This window comes from Thalassospira sp. ER-Se-21-Dark (genome assembly GCF_017922435.1).
Taxonomy (GTDB): Bacteria; Pseudomonadota; Alphaproteobacteria; order Rhodospirillales; family Thalassospiraceae; genus Thalassospira.
In genome coordinates, this window is record NZ_VDEZ01000002.1 from 495,212 (window position 1) to 508,272 (window position 13,061).

Annotated in this window: 11 protein-coding genes; 9 read left to right on the plus strand and 2 right to left on the minus strand. The window is 54.9% G+C overall.

Going from position 1 to position 13,061, the window contains the following annotated elements; all coding sequences use genetic code 11:
* The first annotated feature begins 26 nt into the window (after positions 1 to 26).
* The 7 genes from FHI25_RS09950 (at position 27) to FHI25_RS09980 (ending at position 9,876) form a co-directional block, all read left to right on the plus strand.
* Complete coding sequence (locus tag FHI25_RS09950) at positions 27 to 851, plus strand: PhzF family phenazine biosynthesis protein (protein WP_210517350.1); 825 nt, start codon at positions 27 to 29, stop codon at positions 849 to 851.
* Between the two features lie 267 nt (positions 852 to 1,118).
* Positions 1,119 to 2,990, plus strand: a complete 1,872-nt coding sequence (locus FHI25_RS09955; protein WP_210517353.1) for an SLC13 family permease — start codon at positions 1,119 to 1,121, stop codon at positions 2,988 to 2,990.
* 173 nt (positions 2,991 to 3,163) lie between these two features.
* On the plus strand, positions 3,164 to 4,345 hold the full coding sequence (locus tag FHI25_RS09960; protein ID WP_210517356.1) for a phosphoserine transaminase: 1,182 nt from the start codon (positions 3,164 to 3,166) through the stop codon (positions 4,343 to 4,345).
* Positions 4,346 to 4,501: 156 nt separating this feature from the next.
* Positions 4,502 to 5,668: an ATP phosphoribosyltransferase regulatory subunit gene (locus tag FHI25_RS09965; RefSeq protein WP_210517359.1), complete on the plus strand. Its 1,167-nt coding sequence runs from the start codon at positions 4,502 to 4,504 to the stop codon at positions 5,666 to 5,668.
* Positions 5,669 to 5,703: 35 nt separating this feature from the next.
* Positions 5,704 to 6,999, plus strand: coding sequence for an adenylosuccinate synthase (locus tag FHI25_RS09970; protein WP_063089905.1), 1,296 nt, complete (start codon positions 5,704 to 5,706; stop codon positions 6,997 to 6,999).
* Between the two features lie 246 nt (positions 7,000 to 7,245).
* A complete protein-coding gene (locus FHI25_RS09975; RefSeq protein WP_210517362.1) occupies positions 7,246 to 9,381 on the plus strand; it encodes a protein kinase family protein in 2,136 nt (711 codons plus the stop codon).
* 9 nt (positions 9,382 to 9,390) lie between these two features.
* A complete protein-coding gene (locus FHI25_RS09980) occupies positions 9,391 to 9,876 on the plus strand; it encodes a hypothetical protein (RefSeq protein ID WP_063089899.1) in 486 nt (161 codons plus the stop codon).
* A gap of 96 nt (positions 9,877 to 9,972) precedes the next feature.
* Here FHI25_RS09980 and rpoH read toward each other — a convergent pair whose 3' ends face one another.
* Together rpoH and FHI25_RS09990 are read right to left on the minus strand one after the other, a co-directional pair.
* Complete coding sequence (gene rpoH, locus FHI25_RS09985; protein WP_040823769.1) at positions 9,973 to 10,839, minus strand: RNA polymerase sigma factor RpoH; 867 nt, start codon at positions 10,837 to 10,839, stop codon at positions 9,973 to 9,975.
* Positions 10,840 to 10,958: 119 nt separating this feature from the next.
* Positions 10,959 to 11,930 (minus strand): RluA family pseudouridine synthase, encoded by a 972-nt coding sequence (locus FHI25_RS09990; protein WP_210517365.1) that lies wholly within the window; start codon positions 11,928 to 11,930, stop codon positions 10,959 to 10,961.
* 224 nt (positions 11,931 to 12,154) lie between these two features.
* Between FHI25_RS09990 and FHI25_RS09995 the strand changes: the two genes are divergently transcribed.
* Both FHI25_RS09995 and FHI25_RS10000 read left to right on the plus strand, forming a co-directional pair.
* Positions 12,155 to 12,526 (plus strand): hypothetical protein, encoded by a 372-nt coding sequence (locus tag FHI25_RS09995; RefSeq protein WP_210517368.1) that lies wholly within the window; start codon positions 12,155 to 12,157, stop codon positions 12,524 to 12,526.
* 27 nt (positions 12,527 to 12,553) lie between these two features.
* Positions 12,554 to 13,057 carry a M67 family metallopeptidase gene (locus tag FHI25_RS10000; RefSeq protein WP_210517372.1) on the plus strand — a complete coding sequence of 168 codons (504 nt, stop codon included), beginning with the start codon at positions 12,554 to 12,556 and terminating at the stop codon, positions 13,055 to 13,057.
* Positions 13,058 to 13,061: the final 4 nt, after the last annotated feature.

The window sequence follows — 13,061 nt, forward strand, 5'->3', positions numbered from 1 at the left end:
ACATATGCCGAGTTCAGGATAAGACGATGACGACCCAAACCCTGCCGATCTATCAGATCGATGCCTTCACCGATGTTTTGTTTGCCGGCAATCCGGCGGCGGTTGTGCCGTTATCTCACTGGTTGCCTGATGACGTGCTGCAGAAAATCGCGATGGAAAACAATCTCTCGGAAACGGCCTTTTTCGTCCCAACTGCCGGTGACGAGGCCGATTTTCATATTCGTTGGTTCACGCCGACCGTCGAGGTGCCGCTGTGTGGCCACGCGACGCTTGCAAGTGCATTTGTGATTTTCAATCGACTTGGTTTTGAGGGCGATCTGATCAGGTTGCAAAGCCAAAGCGGCGTTTTGACCGCCCGGCGCGAAGGTGATGCGATTGTCCTGAACTTCCCGAAACAACCGATCAAGGCTGAAACTGTCTCCGAGGAGGTGCTTGTCGCCCTTGGCGGAGTTAAGCCCGCCGAGACATTTGGCGTGGTAAGCCGTGATACCGACATTGTGATTGTCTATGATGACGCTGCCATTGTGCGAAATATGCGCCCGGATATGTCGGCGTTGGGCAAATTGGCGGGGCGCAGTGTGATTGTTACGGCACCCGGCGATAAAACCGGACTTGATATGATTTCACGTTATTTCCTGCCAGCACTTGGAATCAATGAAGACCCGGTCACCGGTTATATGCACTGTGTCGTTGGGCCCTATTGGGCAGAAAAACTGAGGCAGGTCGATGTTGTCGGATATCAGGCGTCCGCGCGGGGTGGTGTGGTTGCCTGCAAAATCGACGGTGACCGTGTGCATCTCAAGGGCGAAGCCGTGCAGTATCTCAAAGGGGAAATGACGGTTCCGGCGTGATTGGCTTGGCGGTGTCGGGCAATGAATTCAAAAGGGCGGGCAATCTGGTATTTGCCCGCCTTTCCTTGTTCAAGGGGGCTGCATTCTGTTTTGGGGTATTCTACCGACTAATCCGCATTCGAACTGATTTGCTTTGTTTTTTTATTGACCGCGCTATAGGGCTTTCGTCTAAGTAAAAGGCAAAATGAAACGATTGTGGACAGATCTCGCCAGTGCAAAGGTGCGCGATAACCGCAAGAATGCAGGCTTTACAGGGGAAAGTTTATCGTGCTCGAAAGTGTTGTTGCCAGTTCTGCAACGCCGATGCAGATGTGGGTGGTCCTTGCACTCGTTGCCGGATCGCTTGTTCTGTATGGGTTGGAGCGTATCTCGCTCGAACTGACCAGTATTGCCCTTATCGCAACGCTTTTGCTTTTCTTTGATTTTTTCCCGCTGCTTGATGCGGATGGTGAAAACCTGATGGGGCCTGCCACGGTCATGTCGGGCTTTGCCAACCCGGCCTTGCTGACGGTGTTGTCCTTGCTGGTTGTCGGGCAGGGAATGGTCCTGACCGGCGGGGTCAGTTACATCGCCGGTCTGATTACCGAACATGGCGGCAAGAATGCCTCGGTTGCGATTTTTGTCGGGTTGTTCGTTGTGATGGTATTGTCGGCCTTCCTGAACAATACGCCGGTTGTTGTTATCTTTATCCCGATTATTCAGGCACTCGCCGAGCGTATTGAACGTTCCCCGTCAGCATTGATGATCCCGCTTTCCTATGCCGCGATCCTTGGCGGCATGACGACCCTGATCGGTTCATCGACCAACCTTCTGGTGTCTAGTTCCCTGATCGAACTCGGCATGCCGGGGCTTGAATTCTTTGAATTCACAACGATTGGCAGCGTGCTTGCCCTGACCGGCTTTGTCTATGTCCTTTTGATTGCGCCGCGCCTGCTTCCGGCCTTGGCATCTATGCGCAGCAAACTTGCCAATCCCGATAGCAGCGGCAAGCAGTTCATCGCCCAGATCACGGTTGGGCCAGCGGCGAACATGATTGGCACCAAGCCGGTTGCCGGGTTCTTCAAGAACCTGCCCAATATCACCGTTCAGATGATTGTTCGGCGCGAACATGCTGAACTGCCGCCGTTTGAAGACGATATGGAAATTCAGGCGGGCGACGTTCTAGTGGTTGCCGCCACCCGCAAGGCACTGACCGAGGCTCTGCAAAAGGATCCGGGATTGTTGCATTCAGACGCCGCCGCCGTTGGTGCAGACGGTGACGAAACCCCGCAGAAATCCACGCAGTTGTTGGCCGAGGTCATGTTGCCGCCAGGGTCGCGCCTGATTGGCTTTAACCTTGAGCAGATCGGGTTCCGGTATCAGTACAAGTGCCTTGTGCTTGGTATCCAGCGTCGTTCGCGCATGATCCGAAGCCAGATGACCGAGATCCGGCTTGAGGCCGGGGACGTTTTGCTGGTGCAGGGACGATCAGAGGATGTCGAGGCCCTTCGTACCATCCGCGACGTTGTGTTGCTGGAATGGTCGACCAGAACCTTGCCCCGTCCATTCCACGCGCGTAGGGCAGCAGCCATATTCCTTGGCGTGATTGCGCTTGCTGCGACCGGTGTCGTGCCGATCATGGTTTCAAGCTTTATTGGTGCCGGATTGATGATCGCATCTGGCGCGCTTAATTTGCGTCAGGCATCGCGCGCAATTGATCGCAAAATCGTTTTGCTTGTTGCTGCTGCACTTGCCCTTGGTAATGCGTTGCAATTGACCGGCGGCGCAGAATTCGTTGCCGATCAGTTGTTGGCGGCAACCCGCGGCGCACCCGCACCGGTTATTTTGTCGCTGTTCTTCCTGATTGTGGCGGGCTTCACCAACGTTCTGTCCAACAATGCCTGTGCGGTTCTGTTTACGCCCATCGGTATCGGCATGGCCCAGCAACTTGGCGTGGAGCCACATGTGTTTGCGATTGCGGTGGTGATGGCGGCCAACTGTTCGTTTGCATCGCCGGTCGGGTATCAAACCAACCTTCTTGTCATGGGGCCAGGGCACTATCGGTTTATCGACTTCCTGAAGGCAGGCACACCGCTGATCATTATTCTTTGGATTGCGTTCAGCCTGTTTGCGCCTTGGTATTACGACATCCCGTTCTAAGGCGCATAAACCAAAGAATGATTGTTTGCGGCGGTTCGTTTCAGCCATGCAAAAATGGCTGTCATGTCTGTGTGGAAGGCGTTTGACTTTTGCCTTTGGGGCAATAGGATCGGGTCGCTTGAATATTCTAAACCAACCTGCATTGGTTATCCTTCTTTCTCAGGAACTTACAGATGGCCCAGACTGCCGTACTTGCAAAGCCGACTACTCGTCCGACCAGCCCGAATTTTTCGTCGGGCCCGTGCAAAAAACGCCCGGGTTGGTCGGTAGACGCATTGCAGACGGAGATACTTGGCCGTTCACATCGATCCAAGCTGGGCAAGCAACGTCTTGAAGAGGTGATTGAACGTTCGCGCGCTATCTTGAACCTGCCAGAAGATTATCTGTTGGGTGTGGTTCCGGCATCCGATACCGGTGCCGTTGAAATGGCGCTGTGGTCGATGCTGGGCGCACGTGGCGTTGATATGCTGGCGTGGGAAAGCTTCGGGGCGACCTGGGTCACCGATGTGATCAAGCAGCTCAAACTTGATGATGTGCGCACCCTTGAAGCCGATTATGGCAAGCTGCCGGATCTGGCATCGGTTGATTTTGATCGCGATGTTGTCTTTACCTGGAACGGCACGACGGCCGGTGTTCGTGTGCCCAATGGCGACTGGATTGCCGACGACCGCAAGGGTTTGACCATTTGCGATGCGACCTCGGCCATCTTTGCCATGGAATTGCCTTGGGACAAGCTCGATGTCGTGACCTATAGCTGGCAGAAGGTTCTGGGCGGCGAGGGTGGTCACGGGATCATTATCCTTAGCCCGCGTGCTGTTGAACGCCTTGAGAGCTACACGCCATCATGGCCAATGCCGAAAATCTTCCGCATGACCAAGGGCGGCAAGCTGATTGATGGCATTTTCCGCGGTGAAACCATCAATACGCCATCGATGTTGGTTGTCGAAGATGCCATTGATGCCTTGAAATGGGCCGAAGAGATTGGTGGCCTTGAAGGGCTTCTGAAACGTACCCGTGCAAACCGCGCGCATCTTGATGCGTGGCTTGCCAGCAGCGTCTGGGCGGCCGACCTTGCCGAGGATCCGGCAACCGGCTCAAACACCTCGATGTGCATCAAGATTGTCGATCCATGGGCGCTTGGTCTGTCTGCCGATCAGCAGGCTTTGCTGCCGAAAAAGATTTCGCAGCTTCTTGAAGCGGAAAATGTCGCACTTGATATCAACGGGTATCGTGATGCGCCTCCGGGACTGCGTATTTGGGGTGGTGCAACCGTGGAGCCCAGCGATATCAAGGCTTTGCTGCCTTGGCTCGATTGGGCATATGCGGTGGTAAAAGCCGAATTTGCGGCCAGCTAGGAAATAATTCGTACGTATTATTTGCGTTACAGGGTTTTTCCCCGTTGCTCTGTCCGGCACAACGCGGTAGTAACCGCTACCGGATAGTGAGCCCTGAGCGTTGCTCGGGATATTATCAATTTAAATCTGCGCGCCTCGTCCGGGAAAGCACACAAAATGACCGAACTTGCCAGGAAAGCTCTTTTGCCCGCCGGCCTGCAGGATGTCCTGCCAGGAACCGCTGCACGGGAAGCTGAAATCCGTGAAAAGCTGATGGCCAGTCTGGCGCATGCAGGCTATGACCGCGTGAAAACCCCACTGGTCGAGTTCGAAGAAAGCTTGCTTGAAGGTGCTGCACCGGAATTGTCGACCCAGACGTTCCGTTTGATGGACCCTGAGTCCCGCCGCATGATGGGCGTTCGTTCCGATATGACACCCCAGGTCGGACGCATTGCAGCGACCCGTCTGGTTGATGCACCCCGTCCTCTTCGTCTTTCCTATTCCGGCGATGTCTTGCGGATCAAGGGATCGCATCTGCGCCCGGAACGCCAGTTTGCACAGGTCGGTGCCGAGTTGATCGGTGTGTCGAGTGCTGCTGCTGATACCGAGATTGTTCTGCTTGCGCTCGAAGCTTTGGAAAGCATCGGTTTGGCCGATGTCTCGGTTGACCTTAATTTGCCAACACTCCCGGTTCGTCTTTTTGATGCCTTTGGTGTGTCGCGCGATGACCGTGAAGTATTGACCGAGGCGCTTGAACGGCGTGATGTCGCGGCCCTTCGTGCTGCCGATGGCAAAGTTACCGGTGTTCTGGTTGCCTTGCTTGAGGCCGCTGGCCCGGCACAGTCAGCTTTGCCGAAACTCAAAAAACTCGAACTGCCGCTTGGTGCATCCGAGGAACTTTATCGCCTGATCGATGTTGCTGAACGCGTTCTGGCGTCCGGCCTTGACGCAGCGCTCACCATTGATCCGGTCGAGATGGCTGGTTTCCGCTATCAGACCGGCGTCAGCTTTACGCTGTTTGCGCGCAACGTACGTGGCGAAATCGGCCGCGGTGGCCGTTATCGTGCCGGGGGTGCCTCGGGCGAAGCCGCAACAGGTATGTCGCTTTATATGGACAGCATTTTGCGTGGTCTTCCAGATGCCGAGCCGGTTGATCGTGTTTATCTGCCGCTTGGAACGCCACAGCGTGAAGCGCGCAAATTGCGCGCAGAAGGCCATTACACCGTTGCCGCCCTTGAAGGTGCGGCCGAGGCCAAAACCGAAGCCGCCGCACGCATCGAAGCGCAAGGCATGGGCTGTAATCATATTTATATCGGCGGTCAGGTTGTGCCGCTGAACGCCTAATCGAACGAACTTTTTATCGCGCAAGGAGTTTTGCGATGACCAATGTTGCCGTGATCGGTTCCCAGTGGGGGGACGAAGGTAAAGGCAAGATCGTCGACTGGCTGTCCGAACGGGCAGACGTTGTTGTGCGTTTCCAGGGTGGTCACAACGCCGGTCATACTTTGGTGATCGACGGAACCACCTATAAACTGAGCCTGCTGCCGTCAGGTATCGTCCGTGAAAATAAACTTTCGGTGATCGGCAACGGCGTTGTTGTTGATCCGTGGGCGCTGCTTGCCGAAATCGGCCGCCTGAAAGAGCAGGGTGTGGACATCACCCCGGAAAACCTGCGTCTGGCTGAAAATGCCTGCCTGATCCTGCCACTGCATGGCAATCTTGATCGTGCGCGCGAAGCGGCTGCTTCGGGCGACAACAAGATCGGCACCACCGGTCGTGGCATTGGCCCGGCATATGAAGACCGCGTTGGTCGCCGTGCGATCCGCGTAGGTGATCTGGCAGACACTGATCTTCTTGAAGCCAAGGTCGAAAACCTTCTGACGCACCATAACGCGCTTTTGCGTGGTCTCGGCCAGCCGGAAGTCGACGGTGCGGAACTGCTTGCGCAGCTTAAGGAAATCGCACCGAAAATCCTGCCGTTTTCCGACACTGTCTGGAAGTCGCTTAATCAGTTCAAGGAAGCGGGTAAACGCATCCTGTTCGAAGGTGCACAGGGCACCATGCTTGATGTCGATCACGGCACGTATCCGTTTGTGACCTCGTCGAACACTGTTTCCGGTCAGGCTGCTGCTGGCTCTGGTATGGGCCCGTCGGGCGTTGGTTATGTTCTGGGTATCACCAAGGCATACACCACCCGTGTTGGTGAAGGTCCGTTCCCGTCCGAACTGTTTGATGAAGACGGCGAACGTCTTGGTCAGCGCGGTCACGAGTTCGGTGTTGTCACCGGCCGTAAGCGTCGTTGCGGCTGGTTTGATGCGGCCCTTGTCCGTCAGTCGGTCAAGGTCAACGGCATCACCGGTATTGCGCTTACCAAGCTGGACGTTCTTGATGGCTTTGATGAAATCAAGATCTGCACCGGTTACGACATTGATGGCAAAATCTATGATCATCTGCCGGCCAACCAGCGTCTGCAGGCAAAAGCCAAGCCGGTTTACGAAACCATCGACGGCTGGTCGGAAACGACCATGGGTGCGCGTAGCTGGGCCGACCTTCCGGCAACGGCGATCAAATATGTTCGCCGCATCGAAGAGCTGATTGAAGCGCCGGTTGCGCTTCTGTCAACCAGCCCGGAGCGCGATGACACCATTCTGGTACACGATCCGTTCAGCGCCTGATTGCCTGAATTTACGAACTTCGAAAGCCACCAGTTTATGACTGGTGGCTTTTTTGTTTGCAGTTGCGGGGCTTACCGTTCATCCGTGACTGCGGCCGCGGGATAACAGCTTGCCGACAGGGGGGATCACAAGTATCGTTTTATCAACCTTTTGAGGATAGCGTTCTGAGGGTTAGGTCAGGAAGACTTTTGGCCCAAGTATGTGCGTCACTCAGGGAATGATAACCTGTAAAGAAATATCGGGACCATGGCAGAGCAAGCAGAAGATCAGGAACAGGACGTTTCGAATGGTGCTGCGACAGGGCCGGTGATGGATGCACCGGGCGGTGGTGCATCTGCGCCTGAGGAACCCGAAGAAGCCCCTGAACTTGATGGTGTCGCAATCAATGCAGGCGGCAAAAGTGTCGAGATCGGCAATTTTCGCGTCTTTCTGGATTTGCGGATGCCCGAATTCGATATGGGCCACTGTAAGGCCTATTCGGCTGACAATCTCCGCCGGGAAGAGGGCAGCGCCTTTGCGCTGGTAACCGATCCTGTTCTTCCGACCCGCCATGACCATCTGACCTTCCTGGCCGGTATGCATATGGCCGGTCAGATTGACCTTATCGATTATGAAACCGCCTACTGGCCGCCAATTGGTCGCAAGACGATGGTGCTTTTCTATGAAAAGCCGGCAGGCGGAAAGGTCGTCGCGCGCGAACACAAGAAACTCGCCATCGATGAGCATGATATTGCCACGGTTGTGGTCGAGCCGCTGATGAATGCCATGCAGGCATTCAGCGAGAAGGGGCTGGCACACCGCAATATTCGCGCCGATAACCTGTTCTTTGCCGATCCAATGCGTGAAAAGGTCGTGCTTGGCGATTGTGCCAGTGGACCGCCCGGTTATGATCAGCCAGCTGTTTATGAGACCACAGCACGTATGAGTGCTGATCCTGCCGGTCGTGGTTCTGGCAATGCGACCGACGATTTTTACGCTCTTGGCATGACTTTGGCTGAGCTTGGCATTGGCCGCCAGCCACTCAAAAAGCTGAATGATCAGGAAATTATCGAACTTAAACTGGCCAAAGGGTCGTTTCAGGCAATCGCATCACACGAAAAGCTGCCGCTTGTTCTGATTGAACCGGTCCGTGGTCTGTTGTGTGATGACCCCGAAGAACGCTGGGGCTTGGCCGAATTGAACGCATGGCTGGATGGAAGACGAACCAAGCCGGTTCAGGCCAATACTGAAAAACGCGCAGCGCGGTCTCAAAACCTGGCTGGTCGGGATTATTATACCGTGCGCTCATTGGCGCAGGGGATCGCCAAGAACTGGGTAACCGCGCTTGGCCCGTTGCGTGACAGCACGGTCGAAGTCTGGTTGCGGCGTGGCCTTGGTGATAATGATCGCGCCAAGGCGCTATCGGATGCCATGCGACAACTGCAGTGGGCCGGGACGGATAAACGGTCGGCAGAGGACGTGTTGGTTGCGCGGTCTATCCTGATTCTTGATCCGGCGGGCCCGATCCGGTTCAAGGGCTTTTCGTCGATGGTCGACGGGCTTGGCTTCATGCTGTCCTATGATGTCCAACATGGAAAGGGGCCCCAACGTTTTGCCGACGTGATCGTGCGCGATATTCCATCTTTCTGGTTTGGCCGTCAGATGGGATACAGCCCCGAGGTCCAGAGGCAACAGCAGCTATACAAGAACCTGCGCTATTACATTCAGCAGCAAAGTGCCGGTTACGGGTATGAACGCTGCCTCTATGCGACCGTGCGCAACCAGCATTGCCTGAGTCCGCTGGTCGAAGAGGAATATGTCGTCGAGATCGCAGACCTGCTGCCAGCCCTTGAAAAGGCAGCCGAAACCGCATCTGAAGAAAGCTGGCCGGTGGATCGTCATATCGCCGCCTTCATCGCCGCTCGCCTCGAGGACGACGTCGAAGGGCAGTTGTTGGCGATGCAAAACCCGTCAGACGAGGTCGAATATAGCCGCGCAATAATCAGCATGCTGGCGATTGCGCAATGGCGTCATGGGCCGGACAATTTGCAGAACCTGTCGCATTGGGTTGCGCGTCTGATGGAACCGGCGATCAAGGTATTCCATAGCAAGGCACGTCGTGAACGGGTCGAGACCGAGATTCCCAAACTGGCCAAACGCGGCAACCTTGTCGAGCTGTACAACCTGATCAATGACGAACAGGAACGTCGCAAGGACCAGTCAGAGTTTGTCGAAGCCGTCGCGGAATATTCCGAAGCGGAAAGCGAAGTGTTTGATCTTGAATCGTCGGGGCCGGCCCGTATGGAGCTGGCCGAAAAGGTCGGGCAACAGGCGGCTGCTTTCGCGTCTACCATGATCGCACTACTGACAGTGTCCGCGCTGTTTTTGATGCATATCTTTTAAGGGATCGCCATGGCAAAGGGTAAACGAGCAGGCACAAAAAAAGGCGGTCGCAGCGCATTTTCCGGCTTGTCGGTTATTGCATCCGCCGTGCTGCTGTTCATGGTCGCACTTCCCACCTTTATCACGTTGACGGTTGGGCTTTTGCCATCCCTTGTGGCCTTTATCTTTGATCGCAGCGCGGGCAGGACGATGGCGCGGTGTGTCTTCGGTCTGAACTTTTCAGGGGTTGCGCCCTATATTCTGGAAGTATGGATGCAACCATCGCAAACGGTTGGTGGGGCAACACAGGCCGTTTTCCAGCCGCTGGCGCTGTCGATCATGTATGGGGCAGCTGGCCTTGGTTGGCTTCTATACCTCGCCATGCCGCCAATTGTTGCCAATGTTCTGAACCTGGCAGCCCAGCGTCGTGTCAGTGAATTGCGCAAGAAACAGCGCGGACTTATCAAAACCTGGGGCGATAGTCTGATCAAGGAAGTGGATCGGTCCGGGAACTGATCACTGCGTGACTTGATTGAAAAAGACCATGCAAAAAGAAAGCGGCGGACATTGTCCGCCGCAAGTTGTTTCAGAAGGGACGCAGAGCAGGCAGTATTAGTGGGGCAGGTCCGTATGGATCGATTTGCGGACCTTTTCAAAGGCGCGTACTTCGATTTGGCGGATGCGCTCGCGCGAGATGCCATAGGCAAGGCTCAGGTTTTCAAGCGTGACCGGGCTTTCAAGCAGGCGGCGCTGCGTCAGAATATCGCGCTCACGATCATTGAGATGCGACATCGCGTTCTTGAGCATGCTCATGCGCTGCAGGAATTCTTCACGCTTGCCATAAAGGGTTTCCTGGTCTTCGTCATCGCTTTCGATCCAGTCGACCCATTCACCGTCACCCTCAATACGGACCGGCGCATTCAGTGAGTGATCCGGACCGGCCAGGCGGCGGTTCATCATCACAACGTCATCTTCGGACACATTGAGTTTGGTCGCGATCAGCTCGACCTGTTCAGGTTGAAGGTCGCCTTCATCGATTGCCTGCATCTGGCTTTTGAGTTTGCGCAGGTTGAAGAACAGCTTTTTCTGTGCGGCAGTCGTGCCCATTTTCACAAGCGACCATGAATGCAGGATGTATTCCTGGATGGCGGCGCGTATCCACCACATTGCATATGTCGCAAGGCGGAAGCCCTTGTCCGGGTCGAAGCGTTTTACCGACTGCAGCAGGCCGACATTACCCTCGGAAATGAGTTCATTGATCGGCAGGCCATAACCGCGGTAGCTCATCGCGATCTTGGCGACCAGGCGCAAGTGGCTGGTAATCAGTTTTTCAGCAGATTTATCGCAATCCTTGTCCCGGAAATTGCAGGCATAGGTCGTTTCCTGTTCCGGGGTAAGCATCGGGTAGCGGCGTATACGTTGAAGGTATACCGTGAGACCATCTTGAGAGATAGTTGGAAGAGCGTTTCCTTGCTTCATCAAAGCCTCCCGTATTGCTTTCGAAAAGTGCATTTTACCCCTTGCACTTTTTAAGAGCTTATACGGGAGTATTAGAAACCGTCAATGGAAAATTAGACAGTAAGGCTAGTATCAACTATTCAAAGGTATAGATCTAGGGCCTTTATCAGTGCCAAAAGGTCACCTGGTATAGGTGCCTCTGTGGATATATAGGCACCGGTGCGAGGGTGCAGAAATCCTAACGTTCGGGCATGCAGAGCCTGTTTGTTGAATGCGTTCAAAATCTGTTGCGCTTCTAGGTTGAGTTTACCAGCTGGTCTGTTTCGGCTGTAAACCGGATCACATACAAGTGCGTGCCCAATATGGTTCATATGAACACGAATTTGATGCGTCCGTCCGGTTGCAAGGCGGCATTCAACAAGGGACGCCAACGAGTCGTCGCGAGTTTGCAGAGTCTTGTAGTGTGTGAGGGCATATTTCCCCCCTTTTTTGACCATCGCCATCTTTTTCCGATTGCGTGGGCTGCGGCCAATATTGCCTTCGATTTCACCGGAACGGGGGCGGGGAACACCCCATACGACCGCAAGGTAGGCACGCTCAATGTTTTCCTTGTCCTCGGCAAACAGGTTTGAAAGGGCGCGATGGGCGGCATCGTTCTTGGCAACCACCATTGCACCGCTGGTGTCCTTGTCCAGCCTGTGCACGATCCCCGGGCGTTTAACCCCGCCAATGCCCGAAAGACTGTCCCCGCAGTGGGCCAGAAGCGCATTCACAAGCGTTCCGCTTTCATTGCCGGCCGCAGGATGAACAACCATGCCGGCGGGCTTGTTGATCACCAGCAGGTCTTCATCTTCAAAAAGCACATCAAGTTTGATGTCTTCCGGTGTGGGTTCGGCCATTTCCGGTTCGGGCACGCTCAGATCAAAAACATCACCAGCCTTGACCTTGGCAGACATCTTGGCTGCAGGCGTGCCATTGACGCAAAGCTGACCGTCTTCGATCAAGGCCTTGATCCGCGAACGCGACTGATTGGGCCAGGCGGTCGCCAACACCTTATCAAGGCGGGCACCTTCGTCCTGGTCTGTCGCGGTATAGGTCAGGTTTTCAGACATTGTTTGCTATTGGCATGGTTTGATTGGGTGACTGTAATGATGCATGTGTTCGCCGCTTTTAGCGCTTTGTCCGGCGATTGCAACGAATTGCGACAACTTGCTTCATTTGGCGTTGTTGCCTTGCAATTGGTCGTGCTTGTCGCTATGGCCTTGAAACAGGGTACGTATGATCGCGCTTTTGGCGAGCATGCAGGTTTCATCAAACTTTGTCAGTTGGAAATACGATGCGTGTAGTTAAGGCTCTGGTCGCGTTCATGGGCATTCTGATCGTGGTGGGTATCGGACTTGTCGTCTATGGCCTGTCGCTTGACAAGAACGCCCCAGACACAAGTGTCGAGCAAAATACACCAACGGTGACGCCGTCCGTGCCGTTTGCAGGTGGCGATAATGCAGCCGCACAAGGTGCTCTTGGCGCATTCGGTGATATCGTTATCGACCTTGAAGACGGTGAACGTCTTGTTGGCTATACTGTCGAGGGTCCGCAGGCAACGCTCCATATCGAAGGTCGACACGGTGACAACGCGCGTCTTGTTATCGTTTCCTTAAGCGAAAAGAAGATCCTTGGGCGTATCCTTTTGCAACAGGCCGCGAAGTAGCCTGAAACCACAAGGGCGCGTGCAGCGATGGCAAACGGGCAGGGGATCGCAAACAACAACTCATCAGGTGGCGATGATCAGACCCACATCGCACTTGGCAAGGCGCTTCTCGAAGAAATACGCGATTTCGCCGCTGTTAAATGGCCGGAGGAAGCCTGTGGACTTCTGATTGCCGCCATTGATACCCCGAACCGGATTGACCGTGTGGTGTTTGCGCGCAACGTCGCGGAAGATCCGCTGACCACGTTTGAAATTGATCCGCAAACCCTGATTGATGCCCATCGTACTGCGCGGCAAAAGCGGGAGCGGGTTGTGGGATGTTTTCATTCCCACCCCAATGGCAAGGCCCTGCCATCGCCGGCAGATCGCGCACGCGCTGATGAAAATGGTTTTCTGTGGCTGATCATTGCCACAGAGCATAATCGCGCAGGCGACGGCGGCCTGTATCGCATCATTCACCAATCAACCGCCGAAGCGGCAGAGCAATCAGAATTACGATACTTTCGGCGCTGCCAGATTATTGACCGCTAAGTTT

Coding starts and splice junctions, on each gene's coding strand:
- FHI25_RS09995 (WP_210517368.1), top strand. CDS start 12,155: ATGCGTGTAGTTAAGGCTCTGGTCGCGTTCATGGGCATTCTGATCGTG.
- FHI25_RS09990 (WP_210517365.1), bottom strand. CDS start 11,930: ATGTCTGAAAACCTGACCTATACCGCGACAGACCAGGACGAAGGTGCC.
- FHI25_RS09970 (WP_063089905.1), top strand. CDS start 5,704: ATGACCAATGTTGCCGTGATCGGTTCCCAGTGGGGGGACGAAGGTAAA.
- FHI25_RS09950 (WP_210517350.1), top strand. CDS start 27: ATGACGACCCAAACCCTGCCGATCTATCAGATCGATGCCTTCACCGAT.
- FHI25_RS09980 (WP_063089899.1), top strand. CDS start 9,391: ATGGCAAAGGGTAAACGAGCAGGCACAAAAAAAGGCGGTCGCAGCGCA.
- FHI25_RS09960 (WP_210517356.1), top strand. CDS start 3,164: ATGGCCCAGACTGCCGTACTTGCAAAGCCGACTACTCGTCCGACCAGC.
- FHI25_RS09965 (WP_210517359.1), top strand. CDS start 4,502: ATGACCGAACTTGCCAGGAAAGCTCTTTTGCCCGCCGGCCTGCAGGAT.
- rpoH (WP_040823769.1), bottom strand. CDS start 10,839: ATGAAGCAAGGAAACGCTCTTCCAACTATCTCTCAAGATGGTCTCACG.
- FHI25_RS09975 (WP_210517362.1), top strand. CDS start 7,246: ATGGCAGAGCAAGCAGAAGATCAGGAACAGGACGTTTCGAATGGTGCT.
- FHI25_RS10000 (WP_210517372.1), top strand. CDS start 12,554: ATGGCAAACGGGCAGGGGATCGCAAACAACAACTCATCAGGTGGCGAT.